The sequence below is a fragment of the Kosmotoga olearia TBF 19.5.1 genome, from assembly GCF_000023325.1.
Classification (GTDB): Bacteria; Thermotogota; Thermotogae; order Petrotogales; family Kosmotogaceae; genus Kosmotoga; species Kosmotoga olearia.
The window spans coordinates 944,040-960,500 of sequence record NC_012785.1 but is presented as its reverse complement, the minus strand read 5'-3'; the positions used below and the strand labels follow the sequence as shown (position 1 = coordinate 960,500).

General features: G+C 41.9%; 17 protein-coding genes. 4 read left to right on the top strand and 13 right to left on the bottom strand.

Translation table 11 applies throughout. The features are described 5' to 3' along the window. From KOLE_RS11340 to ndk, 13 genes are all read right to left on the bottom strand, one after another. Window positions 1–693 carry an RnfABCDGE type electron transport complex subunit B gene (locus KOLE_RS11340; protein WP_015868279.1) on the bottom strand — a complete coding sequence of 231 codons (693 nt, stop codon included), beginning with the start codon at window positions 691–693 and terminating at the stop codon, window positions 1–3. Window positions 694–706: 13 nt separating this feature from the next. Next, complete coding sequence (gene rsxA, locus KOLE_RS04580) at window positions 707–1,300, bottom strand: electron transport complex subunit RsxA (RefSeq protein ID WP_015868278.1); 594 nt, start codon at window positions 1,298–1,300, stop codon at window positions 707–709. A 12-nt stretch (window positions 1,301–1,312) separates the two neighbouring features. Continuing rightward, a complete protein-coding gene (gene rsxE, locus KOLE_RS04575) occupies window positions 1,313–1,936 on the bottom strand; it encodes an electron transport complex subunit RsxE (protein WP_015868277.1) in 624 nt (207 codons plus the stop codon). Continuing rightward, window positions 1,936–2,664 (bottom strand): RnfABCDGE type electron transport complex subunit G, encoded by a 729-nt coding sequence (locus tag KOLE_RS04570; protein ID WP_015868276.1) that lies wholly within the window; start codon window positions 2,662–2,664, stop codon window positions 1,936–1,938. Before KOLE_RS04570 ends, rsxE begins: the two co-directional genes overlap by 1 nt. Continuing rightward, complete coding sequence (locus KOLE_RS04565) at window positions 2,657–3,598, bottom strand: RnfABCDGE type electron transport complex subunit D (protein WP_015868275.1); 942 nt, start codon at window positions 3,596–3,598, stop codon at window positions 2,657–2,659. Before KOLE_RS04565 ends, KOLE_RS04570 begins: the two co-directional genes overlap by 8 nt. Continuing rightward, window positions 3,595–4,917, bottom strand: coding sequence for an electron transport complex subunit RsxC (gene rsxC, locus KOLE_RS04560; protein ID WP_015868274.1), 1,323 nt, complete (start codon window positions 4,915–4,917; stop codon window positions 3,595–3,597). The genes KOLE_RS04565 and rsxC overlap by 4 nt, the downstream gene beginning before the upstream one ends. 162 nt (window positions 4,918–5,079) lie before the next feature. Then, the gene (locus KOLE_RS04555; RefSeq protein WP_015868273.1) at window positions 5,080–6,561 is read right to left on the bottom strand and encodes a bifunctional UDP-sugar hydrolase/5'-nucleotidase; all 1,482 of its coding nucleotides are present in this window, start codon (window positions 6,559–6,561) and stop codon (window positions 5,080–5,082) included. A 5-nt stretch (window positions 6,562–6,566) separates the two neighbouring features. Further along, a complete protein-coding gene (locus KOLE_RS04550; RefSeq protein WP_041288653.1) occupies window positions 6,567–6,947 on the bottom strand; it encodes a hypothetical protein in 381 nt (126 codons plus the stop codon). Next, window positions 6,916–8,187, bottom strand: a complete 1,272-nt coding sequence (locus KOLE_RS04545; RefSeq protein WP_015868271.1) for a glucose-1-phosphate adenylyltransferase — start codon at window positions 8,185–8,187, stop codon at window positions 6,916–6,918. The genes KOLE_RS04550 and KOLE_RS04545 overlap by 32 nt, the downstream gene beginning before the upstream one ends. A gap of 10 nt (window positions 8,188–8,197) precedes the next feature. Next, complete coding sequence (gene glgD, locus KOLE_RS04540) at window positions 8,198–9,322, bottom strand: glucose-1-phosphate adenylyltransferase subunit GlgD (protein ID WP_015868270.1); 1,125 nt, start codon at window positions 9,320–9,322, stop codon at window positions 8,198–8,200. Between the two features lie 10 nt (window positions 9,323–9,332). After that, window positions 9,333–10,142, bottom strand: a complete 810-nt coding sequence (locus KOLE_RS04535) for a zinc dependent phospholipase C family protein (RefSeq protein WP_015868269.1) — start codon at window positions 10,140–10,142, stop codon at window positions 9,333–9,335. A gap of 5 nt (window positions 10,143–10,147) precedes the next feature. After that, window positions 10,148–11,329 (bottom strand): class I SAM-dependent rRNA methyltransferase, encoded by a 1,182-nt coding sequence (locus KOLE_RS04530; protein WP_015868268.1) that lies wholly within the window; start codon window positions 11,327–11,329, stop codon window positions 10,148–10,150. After that, entirely contained in the window at window positions 11,329–11,772 is a 444-nt protein-coding gene (gene ndk, locus KOLE_RS04525) for a nucleoside-diphosphate kinase (protein WP_015868267.1), read from the bottom strand. Before ndk ends, KOLE_RS04530 begins: the two co-directional genes overlap by 1 nt. Window positions 11,773–11,848: 76 nt before the next feature. Here ndk and KOLE_RS04520 point away from each other — a divergent pair, with 76 nt between their 5' ends. Genes KOLE_RS04520 through rnc form a run of 4 tightly spaced genes read left to right on the top strand, consistent with a single transcriptional unit; the run spans window position 11,849 to window position 16,452 of the window. After that, a complete protein-coding gene (locus tag KOLE_RS04520) occupies window positions 11,849–12,871 on the top strand; it encodes a hypothetical protein (protein ID WP_041288652.1) in 1,023 nt (340 codons plus the stop codon). A 15-nt stretch (window positions 12,872–12,886) separates the two neighbouring features. Continuing rightward, window positions 12,887–13,780 carry a PSP1 domain-containing protein gene (locus tag KOLE_RS04515; RefSeq protein WP_015868265.1) on the top strand — a complete coding sequence of 298 codons (894 nt, stop codon included), beginning with the start codon at window positions 12,887–12,889 and terminating at the stop codon, window positions 13,778–13,780. Window positions 13,781–13,801: 21 nt separating this feature from the next. Next, entirely contained in the window at window positions 13,802–15,706 is a 1,905-nt protein-coding gene (locus KOLE_RS04510; protein ID WP_015868264.1) for a transketolase, read from the top strand. Beyond that, entirely contained in the window at window positions 15,694–16,452 is a 759-nt protein-coding gene (gene rnc / locus KOLE_RS04505; RefSeq protein ID WP_237697541.1) for a ribonuclease III, read from the top strand. The genes KOLE_RS04510 and rnc overlap by 13 nt, the downstream gene beginning before the upstream one ends. The last annotated feature ends 9 nt before the right edge of the window (window positions 16,453–16,461 follow it).

Genomic DNA, 16,461 nt, shown 5'->3' with positions numbered 1-16,461 from the left:
CTACACCTCGAATCTTTTCTTCAGTTCCTCTATATCTCCTTTGGCTTCCTCTACGATTTTTTTAATCTCTTCCGGGGATTTTTCCTTGATATTCTTCACCTTTTCCTCAACTTTCTGACGTTTACCGGGGATACACTTACTCGGGTTTTCTTTCTCCTCCACTATTTTAATAGCGAAAGCTGCACAACCGGGATACCCGCAGAGACCGCAGTCTATTTTTGGAAGAATGGAATAAACTGCCTTGGCAACCGGTTTTTCATCAAGCATTGCTCTGTACTTTTCCACTTCTTCTTTGCTTGGCCTTGAAGGTTTCTTGGGCTTTGTTTCTTCGCTTGGCGCTGCACCAGCGAAGAACTCTTTAACAGCTGCTTCTGGATCGCCACCGGCTTTTTCCCATATCTTTTCTATAGCGTCATCAGAGGCTTCAAGGAGTTTCTTTATTTTCTCCGGAACGCCGGCTCTTCTCCCGGGAATACAACCATCAACAGACGCTTTACTTTCGCTAACCGCTTTTGCGAATCCGGAACATCCGGGATATCCACAGGCCCCACAATTTATTCCAGGGAGTACAACCTCAATTAATTTCTCTTTCGGATTTTCTTTTACAGCGAATTTTGCCGCTGCAAAAGCGAGAAATGTACCGAAAACAAAACCTAGAACTCCTAAAATCAAGGCCGAATAAACTATTATCATCCACCATACCCCCTCACAGCTTCACGAGGCCCTGGAATCCTGTGAACGCCATTGAAAGCAAGCCGGCTGTTATGAGAGCGCTTGCGGTACCTTTAAAAGCTTCCGGTAACTCTACAAGATCCATTCTTTCCCTAATTGTTGAGAAAATTATTAAAGCAAGAGCAAAACCTATTCCTGCACCAACAGAGTTTATTATGGTTTCCAGCAGATTGTATTCAAGCTGAACATTGAGAACAGCAAGACCAAGAATGGCACAGTTCGTGGTTATTAGCGGCAGATATATTCCGAGGCTTTCATACAGTCCAGGACTGGTTTTCTTCAAGACGATTTCAACGAACTGAACAAGAACGGCTATAATAAGTATAAAAACTATGGTAGTCAAAAATGGTAGCCCGAGGGCAACTAATAGAACATTCAGCAACCATGTGATCACGGAAGCCATAACCATAACGAAAATAACCGCAAGACTCATCCCGATAGCTGTATCCACTTTTCTGGAAACCCCTAGGAAGGGACATATCCCAAGAAACCTTGAAAGAACAAAGTTATTAACTAATACAGCGGAAAGAAATATGAAGAACAATCTTGTTCCCATTCCCATCGTCATAATCACTCAACCTCACTTTCCGGCTTTGGCTTTCGAAGCTTTGTTCCTTCTTGCACCGATGTAATTGAACAATCCGGCTAACAGACCAAGAGCAATGTAAGCCCCCGGTGGGAGCACCATTGCAAACATCTTTATATCGGTCAAATGAACATTGAACACACTACCGTTACCGATAATCTCTCTCACAGCTCCGAGCAGCACAAGTGAACCGGTAAATCCAAGACCCATTCCCAGACCGTCCAGGAATGAAAGAAAAACGCCGTTTTTCGATGCGAAGGATTCCGCACGTCCGAGAATTATACAGTTAACAACGATAAGTGGAATAAACAACCCAAGAGTCTTCCAGAGGTCATATACAAACCCATGCATTAGCAAATCTACGACTGTAACAAAGGAAGCGATGATGACTATGTAAGCCGGGATACGTATTTTATTTGGAATAACTTTTCTTAAAAGAGAAACAACTACGTTCGACATGATGAGAACAGCTGTTGTGGCCAATCCCATACCCAAACCATTCACAGCGCTGGTTGTCGTTGCAAGCGTTGGACACATTCCCAAAACCTGTACATATGTTGGATTCTGAGCTATGAATCCGTTGGTGAGGACCTTCATCTTATTCAGTTTTTCGGCCATTAGTTCACACCTGCCTTCTTGAGAAACTCATACATTGCATTGATTGAAGTTACAACAGCTCTAGGGGTTATTGTCGCACCGGTCATCACGTCACTTGTTTGAATGATGCCTTCGGTGTTTCTGCGCCTTTCCATTTCCATTTCGTCATTGACAGCCCCTTTGCCGGAATCCTTATCAACCTTCAGGTGTTTCTCAAGCCCTTCTTTTGAAATCGGATAGAAACGTTTCTGTATGTTTTCATCAGCTATTTTTGCTCCTAATCCAGGAGTTTCTTGAGAGTATTCAATAACCTTGATAGCGTTTAATCTGATACCTGAAGTATCTTCCACAAAAGCTGCTATGGTAATAACATTTCCACCGTAACCAACGGCCTGTCCGGTGAGAATATATATCTTACTGCCATCTTTTGCTCTGAAAACATAAGCGGGTGCCAGAACTTTTCCTTTACCATCGGATGAAATATATAAGAAACCTTCTTTCGGTGTGAAGCCTGAGGGAAGCCATTCGTACTTTGAAAGTTCTTGAGCAGTTTCTGGAATAGCCGACCTTTCGATGAGAAGCTCACCAGTATTCGAATCTGTCAGGACTTTTTCTATTGCTTTTATTTTGGCACTTATTTCTGCTTTTTCTATTGGTTCTTTAACGAGTGTATATACAAGTGACAATCCCAAACCGGCTATGAGGGTTATCAACATGAGTGTTAGTCCTGTTTTGATATACTCACGCATTGGCTTTCACCTCGCCAAATCTCTTCGGGCGCGTTACAGAATCTATCAGTGGCACAAAGGAATTCATTATCAGGATTGAGAAGGAAACACCCTCTGGATAACCTCCAAAATATCGGATAACCATGGTGATTACACCACAACCCAATCCGAAAATCCATTGCCCTTTCGGTGTCATAGGACTTGTGACCATATCGGTTGCCATGAAAAGCGCTCCAAGCATTAATCCGCCACCAAAGATGTGGTACAACGGATCCCCGTATGCAGGGTTCACAAGGTAGAAAATTGCCGAGATCAAGGCTACGCTTCCCACATAAGCGATCGGTATCATAAGCTTTATTCTTTTACGAATTACCAGCCATACAAAACCAAGAATCAACAATAATGCACTCACTTCACCCAGAGAACCTGGAACCGTTCCGAGGAAAAGGTCTCTGATTCCCCAGATGGTTTCCTTCCCGTCTTTTAACAACGCCATTGGTGTGGCGGTTGTTTGCAAATCAAAGGGTGTGTACCAGGTCGTCATCTGTACCGGGAAAGAGATCAGCATGAAAACACGTCCAACCAGGGCTGGATTCCATATATTCTTTCCCAATCCGCCAAATACATTTTTCGCAATCCCTATTGCCGCGATAATACCAACAAGGGTTTGCCACCATGTCACCGCCAGGGAAAGGTTAAGAGCCAAAAGCAGGCCAGTAACCGCGGCACTACCGTCCGGTCTGTAATCTTTTTTGCCTCTTAGAATTCTCATGAAAAAGAAGTCCAAAAGTTCTGCGGTTACAACGCTGAACACTATCAGGAACAAAGCTTTCGCACCGAACAGTATTACAGCCATCACACTGGCAGGCAACAACGCTATAAGAACATCAATCATAATCTTCCGTACGCTATTGGTTGATCGTAGGTGAGGTGCTGCTGCAACATTTAGCTTCACTTTTTTGCTCCCCCTTTCAACGCACGGTAAACCTTTTTAGCCAGCTTAAAACTCTTGACAAGGTCAATGTTTGCTGGACAAACATAAGAACAACTTCCGCATTCCATACAGTCCATAAGTCCTTCATCAACGGCTCTGTCGTAAAGCCTGTTACTGGTGTAAAGATAAAGCTGAAAAGGTTGTAGATACATGGGGCAGGCTTTAACACATCCTCCACATCTGATACAGGGGAAGCTTTCCCTTTCTCCTACAACCTCTTTTGTCATTACCGTGATACCTGAAGTTCCTTTCATCACAGGAATATCTATTTTGGGAACGGCTATTCCCATCATTGGACCACCAAAGACAACTCTATCGACGTTTGCTTCCATACCACCAGCCAATTCAATGAGCTCGCTGGCAAGGGTCCCGATTCTCGCTACAATGTTTATGGGTTTTTTAACTCCTTCACCGGTTACAGTAACAGCCCTCTCGATGAGAGGTTTTCCCAGTTCGATAGCTTCATAAACAGCAAAGGCAGTTCCAACATTTTGTACAACAACACCAACGTCCATTGGAAGACCACCAGACGGAACAATTCTTTTCGTAAGGGCATAAATAAGCTGTTTTTCAGCACCCTGGGGATACTTAGTTTTAAGAACTCTAACCTCAATTCCATCACCTGCGGCTTCTTTCATTCTTCTTATAGCTTTTGGTTTGTTATCTTCTATACCTATAATTGCTTTCTCAACCCCAAGTGCCTTCATTAATGCTCGAATCCCGCGAATAATCTTTTCTGACATTTCCAGCATCAAACGATAATCAACAGTAAGATAAGGCTCACATTCAGCACCATTAATTATAAGAACGTCGATTTTCTTATCCTTAGGTGGATTTAATTTAACGTGGGTTGGAAATGTGGCTCCACCAAGACCAACTATACCGGCTTCTTTAATTCTTTCTATGATTTCATCTCGACTGAATTCTTCGTACGATTTTGCTGGTTCGAGGAGTTCCCAGTCATCGTCGCTAGTTTTTTCGATTACAATTGCATCCTGAGGTTTTCCGAGAACAGGATGATACATCTTGGAGATCTCCACAACCTTCCCTGTAACCGGGGAATGTAAATTCGCCGAGATGAAACCAGCAGCTTCAGCGATCTTCTGTCCTGTTTTGACATCATCACCGGGTTGAACAATTGGTTTTGCGGGTACACCTGCATGATTGGCGAGGAAAACAAAAACCTTTCCTGGTAGTGGGGCTCTGGATAGTGGAACATCTTCAGAAAGAGTTTTTTTCTCAGGCGGATGAACCCCACCTTTGAAGCTCAACAGTCCCATCATCTACCACCTTTCTATCCAATAGATTTTATGTATTGATAACGCCGGTAAGAAATGAAAAATAGGGGCTTACGCCCCTATTATAATACAGGAAATATTTATAAACTACTCCTCAAATTTTCGAGGTTTTAAAATGTCAAATCAGCGACATTTTCAATTGGCTTATTCAGCTTCGACTTTTATTACCCTTGGAGCATCGTCGTACTCGGTAATCGGGCTGATTTCAGAGATATATTCCATGACGACATCGGCAAGGACGAATCCGGTGTCATAACCTTCGAGTCCTTTGAGCATTTTGTAACCGTCTCCACCGGCAGCCATATAGTTGTTTGTAACGAGAGTGTAGGTCTTACTGAGATCTATTGGCTCTCCTTTGATCATAACATCCTTGACCTCGCCGTTTTCAATTTTGTAGCTAAGATTTGCTACTTGTGGTCTGGCACCTTTTCCAGCTGGAATCGTTGTGGTGTATTTGAGTACTTCCATCAACTGTTCCCCTGTGATCTTTATGATGTAAAGGGTATTGCCAAACGGAAGAACCTTGAGAATATCGCGGTATGTTATCGGTCCGGGCTGAATTGAGGCTCTGATTCCACCTGCGTTGGTTATGGCGAGGTCGGCACCAGTCTTCCAGACCATGGCATCAGCTACAAGGTGACCGAGATTTGTATCCTGATTTCTGATTATTGCTCTTGTTCCTTCAAGCAGAATCTTGGTTTCACCAACAACGGTATCGAGTTTTTCATCCCCAAGCTTCTTGAAATAATCAAGAACGATATCAACAGCTCTGTTGGATTCTATATTGGCTTTCTTTATCGGGATGGATTCGTAGCTGACGAAAACGATTCCGCCATTTTCTACTTCGAGATCGAGCTTACCGAGGTATTTGCCCCATTCTCCAGCTTGAATGATGAGAGTTTCATTTACAACCATTGGTTCGGTGAGAAGAGAATGACTGTGACCGTCAACAATGACATCTATGCCATCAACTTGTTCAGCGAGTTCGATAGAGTTAACACCTACGATAGGTTTGCCAGTACCAAGATGTGTTAGGGCAATAACAAGGTCTGCCTGTTTTTTCAGTTCAGGAACCAATTCCTTGGCGACTTCGATGACACTCTTCCATTCATAACCTTGAGCATAAAGGGCTTCGAGGATTTCCGTTTCCTCGGTGGTGAAACCAACGATCGCAACTTTCAATCCACCGACTTCTTTAATTATGTAAGGGGTGAAAGCAGGTTTTCCATCTTTATAAATGTTTGCACTCAAGAATGGGAAGTGAGCCCATTTTATCTGTTTTGCCAGAACTTCCGGTGGGTTGTCGAATTCATGGTTTCCAAGGACGATCGCATCCAGTCCCATGAGGTTCAATGCAACGATATCCGCTGCGGCGTCTATGAGGTCGGATTCAGGTACACCGGTATTGAGATCGCCAGCGTGCAAAAACAACGTATTGGGATTCTCTTTCCTGAATTGATCAACCAGGGTTGCAATCAAAGCAAAACCACCTATATCGGGATTTTTCCATTCACTAAAAGTCCATGCATGCCCGTGTGTGTCGTTGATGTGCAGGATGGTTATCTTTTCTGCAAGAACAAATACCGCAATGAGTACTAATAGCGATACTAGAAGCAGTTTTCTCATTTTCCCTACCTCCTTCTTCCTTTTTTGTTTTTTTCTCCTTCCCCTGTATCTAAGGGTTCGATAGAGCCTATGAATTCGAATGTGACACCTTGCTCAGGTGTATTTATTTTAACAGAAAGAATCTCTATTTTTGTATCGTTTTGATAGATGGTTTCTGTGGTGATTTCTGTTGTTTTATTTGCGTTATTCGGGAATGTATGGAAAATACTCCTTATATCAAGACTTAGTTTAAAGGTATCTTCAACGAGTTTTTCCTGTTTTTTTGTATAACTGTCGAGGAACCATATCATAGCAACTAAAATCACTGTGAGTGCCAGACACAGTGAGGTGAAAATCAAAGAAATTCCATTTTTTCTATCTGTTTTTTGGAAAGACAGTTTCGCCACTGTTGATGTCACCATCTATATCGGATTCTTTTACGTGATTCCATATAGCAACGTTCTTTCCAACACGCCTTCCAGAAGGAATAACGACATCGGAGCCGACAACAACAAGCCCAGCGTTGTATATATCCGGGAACATATTGTTCTCTTTTTCTTCACCTTCTCCGAGATGAGTGCCGTTTCGTATGATGCTGTTCTCACCTATGATTCCCTTATCGATAACACAATTCTCTTCGATTATAGTATTGGTCATAATCACGGAGTTTTTTATTGTAACGTTCGGTGCAATATAAACTCCCTGAAAAATAACGGAGTTCTCCACATATCCGTGAATAACAGCTCCTTCACTGACCAATGAATTCCGAATATTTGCGTCGTTAGCAACGAAAGCTGGTGGATATTCCTCGGTATGAGTATAAAATCTCCACGTTGGATCATGGAGATTAAGAGGAGGAAGCGGACGTGTCAACTCCAGATTGGCTTCCCATAAAGACCTTATGGTTCCAACATCTCGCCAGTATCCTTCGAAAGGGAAAGCAAACAGAGAACCCTGATTTTCTTCAACAATTCTTGGCAGTATGTTCTTACCAAAATCATGGAAACTGTTGGGATCTTTTTCATCTTCTATAAGCATTTTTTTCAGGAATTTCCATTTAAAAACGTAGATACCGAGGGATGCCAGATTTGATCTTGGTTCTTTTGGTTTTTCTTGGAATTCAACGATTCTCTCATTGAAGTCAGTTACAACGATTCCAAATCTCGAAGCCTCGGACATAGGAACCCTCATACAGGCGATCGTACCATCGGCAGCTTTCGAATAATGGAAATCTATGAGTTCATTGTAATCCATAGCATAGATATGATCACCAGATAGTATAAGGACAAGTTCTGGATCGAAGTCGTCAACATAATCTATATTTTGAAAAACCGCGTTGGCTGTTCCGGAATACCAATCAGAATCCTCTCGTCCCTTATAAGGTGGTAGTATTACAACGCCACCGTCTTTTCTATCTAGATCCCATGGTCTGCCAATCCCAATGTGTTTACTGAGTGTATGAGGCCGATACTGCGTCAGAACCCCAACGTTGTATATACCTGAATTTACGCAGTTACTTAAAGTAAAATCAATTATTCTGTATTTCCCACCGAAAGGAACAGCGGGTTTTGCCATTTCTTCTGTGAACAATCCCAATCTGGTCCCTTGTCCCCCGGCGAGAATGAGAGCAACGGTTCTGTTTGCCATTCGTATCACCTCATAAAACCGCGAACTTTTCTGCAATAGCTGGTTTCTCAGGAGACCCAATAAATCTTCTTCCAGACCGTATCACTGTATTCTTATCTAACACCGCATTTTCAACGTAAGCACCTTCTTCTATGAGACAGCCTTCAAGTACTACCGAATTTTTCACAATAGCTCCCGCAAGTACCTTAACGTTTCTGAAGAGAACGGAGTTATGGATCCGTCCGGATATAATGGAACCATCGCTTATCATGGAATTTGAAACCCGTGCTGTACCGGTTATCTTCGGTGGTGGCAAATCTTTTAGCTTGGTGTAGATCTTTCCGTGCTGGTAAAAAAGTTCTTGCCTTACTTCTTCAGAGAGTATGTCTAAATTGGTTTTATAATAACAATCCAAACCACATTTAAGGTTTCTCCAGTATCCTTCAAATCTATACTCAACTACTCTGAGTGAATCTACATTGGACGCGATGATATCCTTGACGAAATCTACCTTACCTTCGGGAACATTCGCATAAAGCAATTCTCTCAGAAGGAATTTGTTCATGAAGTAAACGCCGAGAGGAACGGAAAATTTTTCATTTTCAATGTTTTCGTCTTCCATTTTCCATTCAACGACTCTTCCCGTTTCGTCGGAAATGGTTTTCTGGTGAACGGCTTGATGCTTTACAAATTCAGATCTTGCGGTTAAAACTGTTATATCAGCTCCAGTTTCGATATGTGCTCTGAACATTTTGCTGAAATCGATCTTGTATATACTGTCACCATCACTGATAAGAGTGTAGTCTTCATTTCCTCTTTTCAATATGGTCATGTTCTGAAAAAGGGCATCAGCACTTCCTACATATCCAAGAGTTTCTTTGGATGCTGTATCGTAAGGCTGGAGTATAAAAAGACCTCCTCTTTTTCTGTCGAGATCCCATTCCTTTCCTGAGCCGAGATGATCCATAAGGCTCCGGGGACTGTATTGAGTAACTATTCCAATCTTTGATATACCGGCATTAACCATATTGCTCAACGTAAAGTCGATGGCTCTGTATTTTCCGAAAACCGGTAAAGCTGCACTCGTACGCTTCTTTGTTAAGGGTCTGAGGGTTTCTGCGCGGTGATTTGCCATAACCAATCCAAGGACTTTCACAATTATCACCTCAATAATCTACGCATGGAAGATTCGTCATGAATGAAAAATCGGGGATTTGTGGTGGTCGATGAGTCTTCAGAGAAGGGAGAATTATCTTAGCAGCTTCTTCAACGGCATTATCAAATAACTCAAGGAAAGTGGCCCGGCTTTCCCAGCCGGTGGTTGGATGATACCAGGAACGCTTGTTGAGGTTCAACACGTCTTCGTTCAGTAACAGCTGTTTTTGGGAACTTCCAGGTGTAAATATCTTTGTGAATCCTCTGAAGATATTCGCTAAAGCTGAGCGGTCTTTTCGCGTTAGCATTTCTCTCATTCTACCGTAAGCTTCAGAAAAGCTTATGCCGTCTATTCTGAAAACATCATAAAGGAATGTTGCATAAAGCTGATCGATGATTTCAGGGACCTCTTTAGGCAATATTCCCAGTGGATTCAATGTATCGATGGAAATTTTTAAGAAACGTTTTACCATTTGAATGTCTATTACCTCTTCAAGATCGGTATGTTTGCTGCTGTTTCCAGCACGTGAGATTATGTATGGATGAGTCAATCTATCTAGTGTGTGATGACAGATTATGCCGTATACATAGGGACTAAAATCTTCAAATAAATTTTCTGAAAGGTAGGAGAGAAACTTACCGCACTTGTGATTATGCAGTCTGTGACCTGCGGTTTTGTATTCTTCATTCTCGTGGTAAAAGAAAACATTAGGTCCCTGGGTTCCCAGATGGAACAGGAAAAGGGAATCCTCTTCAAAACCGATATTCAATTCTCTTAAAACCCTGTCACCGTGAATGAGGTGGGTCCATATAGCTGGCACCTCTATCACCTCTTTTCAACAACTGTCCACACACACTTTAAATAAAGCGATTCCGGGATTTGCAAAACCCAGGGATGATCTAAAGACTGGTAGGTTATCCCAATATTTTTATACTGAACGTCTAATTCCAAAGATACCTTTCTTAATGCTTCAATAAGATGTTCTAGCCCAAGATTATAAGCGCAACTGCAAAGGCAAATTACTCCGTGGCTTTTAACTACCGGAACGGAGAGAGAGACTAATTCTTTTAAAAGTTCTATTCCTCTACGAAGTTCCTTCTTTCTTTTTATCAACGATGGAGGATCTAAAACAACTATATCAAATTGTTCCTTCTTTTCCAAAGATTTCAGATATTTGAAGACGTCCATCTGAACAAAACTCATGCGTTCTTTTACATCATTCAACGCTGCGTTGAGTTCAGCTACTTCTAGATCTTCACCGGATTTATCGACGCAAACAACTTCAGCACCCGCTTTGGCCATATTTATTCCAAAACCACCGGTAAACGAAAAAAGATCGAGAGCTCTCTTGAAAGCGAATCTTTTTACAATTTTCCGTGCCATTTTTCTCGAATCTCTTTGGTCGAAGAAAAACCCGGTTTTTTGCCCGTTTGTAAAGTTCACGATATACTTCAATCCATTCTCTTCGACCTCAACAATTGGAGTTTTTATCTCACCAAAAAGTAGTCCCGTTTCCCTTTGCAAAGCTTCACCGGTGCCCATTTCAAAATCGCTTCTCTCATAAACCGCAGCAGGAAGAAGAAGCTCTACGATAGAATTTACCAGCTGTTTTTTCAATAGTTCTACAATGGAATTTCTGAACTGTACAACTATAACTTCACCATACCTGTCGGCAATGAACCCGGGAATTCCGTCGGCTTCACCGTGAAATAACCTGTAATAGGGCTTATCAAAAAAACGTGTTCTCCATTCCAGGGCTTTATATAATCTTTCTCTGAAAAAATTTTCGTCTAACTCTACATCTTCAGTGGTCAGAAACATTATCTTTCTGTTCGAAAAGGGATTGTATAAGCCTTTTCCCACGAAGGCCCAATCATTCGAAAAAACATTCACCGGGGAGCCAAGGATTAGCTCACCCTGAACTTCACTGATTTCATCTTCAAAAACCCACGGGTAACCGTTGAGGAGCTTCTTTTCCTTTCCTTTTTTTAAAACAGCTATGACCATCAGAATTGTTCCTCTAGTAAGAGCTTATAATCCACGATTTCACTGGTATCGAAGAAAATCGACATTTCGTGTTTGGCATGCTCGGGACTGTCGGAAGCATGGACTATGTTCTTTCTTATCGTGACTCCGAATTCTCCCCTGATCGTCCCGCTGTTAGCTTCAAGAGGATCCGTTTTTCCTATAACATGGCGAACAACCTCAACAGCCCGGGGTCCCTCAAGGATCATCGCAACTATTGGACCGGAGGTAACAAACTTCAGAAGCGGCTTATAGAAATCCTTCCCTTTGTGTTCCTCGTAGAGTTTCTCCGCCTGCTCCATTGTCATTTTCAGCATTTTTAAAGCTACGATTTTCAGCCCTTTCCTTTCAAATCTGGATATCACTTCCCCGATCAATTGCCTCTGTATCGTATTTGGTTTCAAATAAACAAATGTTCTCTCCATAAAATCCCTCCCATTTAAAAATATATCATACATATAACATTTGCTAGCTTTCAGCTATAATTAAATTATGGGAGTTATGAATGAGACCTTTCTAAAAACATTGGAGAACCTTATACATCTGGATAAAGGTATAACGGTAGCGTTTATTGGAAAAGCGCCAAGTTTTTTGTTGCAGAGAGCTTTTGAGCTTGTTCGGAGTGATACGAAATGGAATTCGCAACGAGAAACCGAGGATCTCCTGGTAGTACAACCATCTTCAGGAAACATAGGAATTGACGATATATTGGATGTTGAACGTTTCTTGCTCCATAAACCTGCAAATGGCAAGAAAAAATATGTTGTCATTCATAGAGTTGAAAGGCTTACTCCTGAGGCCTCCAATGCTTTTTTGAAAACACTTGAAGAACCACCGGAATTTGCGACATTGATACTGACAACGACTTCGTGGGAATCTCTTCTTCCAACGATAAGGAGCCGGAGCATTTTCTTTGAAATGGATTATCCTTACGAAATGTTAGATGCTCTGAAGAAAAAGTACAGGGAGGATGTTAAGTACATTTACGCGGGTTGCTTTGAAGATTTCGAAGTTCTGAAACATTGTCTCGACAATGATGTGTCACAATTGATAGAAGCATTGAAGAGCTTTGAGCAATTGAATTTTCAGGATCTGGTGACAAAATTTGAGAAACTTACGGATTCTCGGCCTGAAGAATATTTGATGCGACGAAAGTTTTATCTTGAGGTTATTCGTAGGATTGTTTCTGAGGGGGAACACGAGTTTTTTAAGAAATTTGTGGTATTGAAAAAAACTTTGAACACCAACGGTAATTATTTCCATACTCTTCAGGAGATTGCAGCGGTTTTAGGAACGTTGATTCATGACTCGTTCATTATCAGTAGAACTTCAAGATGGAATCTCATACAGAATTTGGAATTACTCGAATGGTTGATGGACCTGGATCTTAAAAATACGGCAGAATCTGAGGAAGTTTTCCTGTGGTGTCAAAGGTTATCGAGATTGAAAATTGGTTCATTGAATAGAGATCTCATATTACACAGAATTCTTTACAGCGCAAGAGAAATTTTTGTGAAACGCTAGAAATGGAGGGAAAATATGCCTGAGATATATGGACATGTTTATGGTGTGGAATTCCACGCTGTTGGAAAACTCAGTAAATACACCGCAGAAGATTTGCAATTACGTCCAGGGGACCGTGTGATCGCTATGGGCGAGTTTGGTCTTGATGTTGGAACGGTTAGATATGGCCCTGTTATAATGAGAATAGATCAGTTAAGCGAAGAGATAAAGCCAATCTTGAGAAAAATGACAGAAGAAGACGAAGAGGTTCACAGAAAGAACCAGGAAGATTCAGAGAAAGCCTTTGAGATTTGTAAAGAGCTCATCAAGAAACATGGTTTGCCTATGAGGTTACTTGAAGCAAGATATATGTTTGACCGTTCGAGAATCGTATTTTATTTTGGAGCCGATAGCAGGGTGGACTTTCGGGAACTGGTCAAAGATCTCGCAAGGACATTCAAAACGCGTATAGAGTTAAGACAGGTTGGTATCCGTGACGAGGTTAAAATGCAGGGAAGTCTCGGACTGTGTGGTATGGTTGCATGTTGTGTGAGATTTCTCAGGAATTTTGAAAGCATTACGTTAAAGCATGCGAAAAAACAGCAACTGTTAATTAACCCTGCAAAAATCTCAGGACGATGTGGCAGGTTGTTGTGCTGTCTTGCTTACGAGCAGGATCTGTACGAAGAAGAACTTAAAGATATACCCGATGAAGGGACCGTGGTGGAATACCAGAACAAAACCTGCAAAGTTCTCACCGTCAATATTTTTCTCAAGATGCTGACGCTTGTAGCGGATGACGGTCAGCTATTGAAAATTCCTTTCGATGAATTCAGAAAAAGCCAGGTTTCTTTTCTTTCAGACACAGATCCAGAAGAACTTCTTAGAGAGAAAGATGAAGACATAGAGCTTGAAGAAGATGATAAATAGTTGAGGATTGGAGGTATCAGAATGGCGAAAAAAAAGCTTTCAGAACAGAAAATAGCTGAACTCAAAGAACTTGGACGTATCTGTCGTGGTGATATCTTAAAGATGACCACAGTTGCTAAATCAGGTCATCCTGGTGGTTCGATGTCATCGATAGATATCTACCTTATGCTTTATGCGTATGCAAATATCGATCCTGAAAATCCTTTCGATCCTAACAGAGACAGGGTTGTTATTAGTCATGGCCATACTTCTCCAGGTGTTTATGCGGCACTTGGGAGACTTGGTTTTTTCAATATTGACGAAGTTATTGCAGGATTCAGACATGCTGGCAGTATTTATGAGGGTCACATAACCCGTGGCATACCTGGTGTGGAATGGACTACCGGTAATCTCGGGCAAGGGCTTTCTGCCGGTGTTGGTATGGCCCTTGCTTCTAAGATAAGCGGCAAGAATTTCCAGGTTTACGTTGCAATGGGTGATGCTGAACAGGCAAAAGGACAGGTTGCTGAAGCCAGAAGGACAGCGGTGAAGTACGGGTTGAACAATCTGGTGGCAGTTATCGATTATAACGATGCACAGATATCTGGAAGAGCTCATGATGTTATGTTTGTCGATATAAAGGCTAATTATGAAGCTGACGGCTGGAAAGTCATCGAAGTCGATGGCCACGATTACGAAGCTCTTAACGATGCGCTGTGCGAAGCTTCCAATTATTCGGAGGGACCTGTGGTAATAATTGCGAAAACAGTTATGGGTAAAGGTGTCAGCTTTATGGAAGATGTCGTTGGATATCACGGAAAGCCACTAGATCTGGAAGCTTGTAAGAAGGCTCTCGCTGAACTCGGAGTAGAAAATGATCTTGAAAAGTACCTTGAGATGAGAAAGAAATTACCTTCCTATCACGAGCCAATTGTACCGCCGACGGAGTTCGTTGAAATCGATCCCGGAACACCGATAACTTACGGCGCTTCTGAAAAACTTGATAATCGTTCCGCTTTCGGGAAGGCTTTAGCGGATCTTGCAAAGATTAACAAAGGAAAGGCGCCCATAGCGGTTGTTGATTGCGACCTCAAACCTTCAACGAAACTTGAGGATTTCGAAAAAGTATGGCCCGAGAATTTTGTCCAGATCGGTGTGCAGGAACACAACGCTGTAACGGTTGCTGGCGCCATGTCCATATCAGGTGCGAAAACATTCTTTGCAGATTTTGGGGTCTTTGGAATTGATGAAACCTATAACCAACAAAGACTCAACGATATAAACAAAACTGACTTGAAGGTTGGTGTAACCCACGTGGGTATAGATGTTGGGGAAGATGGAAAGACCCATCACTGTCTCGACTATATAGGTGCCATAAAGAATCTATACGGTTTCAAGCTAATCGTTCCTGCAGATCCCAACCAGACAGACAGAGCTGTAAGATATGCGGCTGTAAACAAAGGAAATTTCATTATAGCCATGGGACGCTCGAAAATGGATATAATAACGGACGCAAATGGCAAACCTTTCTTTGGTGATGACTATAAATTTGAATATGGAAAGGTTGATGTCATTCGCGAAGGAAAAGATGCCACGGTTGTCGTTACAGGACAGGTAACAACAGAAGCAGTTAAAGCTGCTGATGAGCTTAAGGCTGAAGGAATAGAAATCACCATTTTGAATGTAAGCTGTCCTCTTGACGCAAATTTTGAGGAAGTAAAGGAATATCTTAAGGGTAAAGTTTGTTCTTTTGAAGATCATAACGTGAACAGTGGCCTTGGAACGCTCCTTGAAAGCTACTTTGCATTGGCGGGATTCCTGCCGGAGAAATTCGAAAAAATCGGAATCGATAGGTACTTCATTTCTGGAAGTAAAAAAGACCTTTATAAAATTGCCGGACTTGACGCGGAATCGATAGCTGAAAGAGTCAGGAAATGGGTGAGATGAAAGAGTATTATAAGAAAGTTCAAGAGTTTTGCAAGAAAAACGATTTGGATATTGACACAGAGTGGATTTTCAAAGCTCTGTGTCATTCTTCTTATGCAAATGAAGTTGTACGTAAGGGAATGAATGTTGAATCGAATGAAAGATTGGAATTCCTTGGGGATGCTGTGCTGGCTCTTTCGCTTGCAGATCTCTTGTACAGAGAGTACGACGTAGATGAAGGTGTGATGTCAAAAACACGTGCGGTCGTAGCAAGCGAAAAAGTTCTGGCAGAGGTTGCTCGGAATATGAACATAGGGGAGTACCTGCTTCTTGGCAAAGGAGAGCTAAAGACTGGCGGAAGGGGACGGGACTCGATACTGGCCGATGCTTTTGAGGCTATCCTTGGCGCCCTTTATTTGAGCGAAGGATTCGAGATAGCGAGGAATTTTGTGAAAGAGAAATTAGGAATCTATATAGAAAAAGCTTTGAATAAAGAACTTGTGCTTGATTACAAGACGACCCTTCAAGAATTAACACAGGGTAATCTGGGTGTACGACCTGAATATTCTTACATAGAAAACATCGGCACTCCTCAGAACAAGCTCTTCCACGTAGAGGTGCGGGTTAATGGAAAAGCGCTTGCCGTTGGTTACGGGAAAACGAAGAAAGCTGCGGAACAGGACGCCGCGAGAAAGGCTTATGAAAAACTTCTTAAAGATTTAGAAGAGCAGGGGATTGAGCCAAAAAATAGTGAAAGACTGACGTAGTTTTTTGCT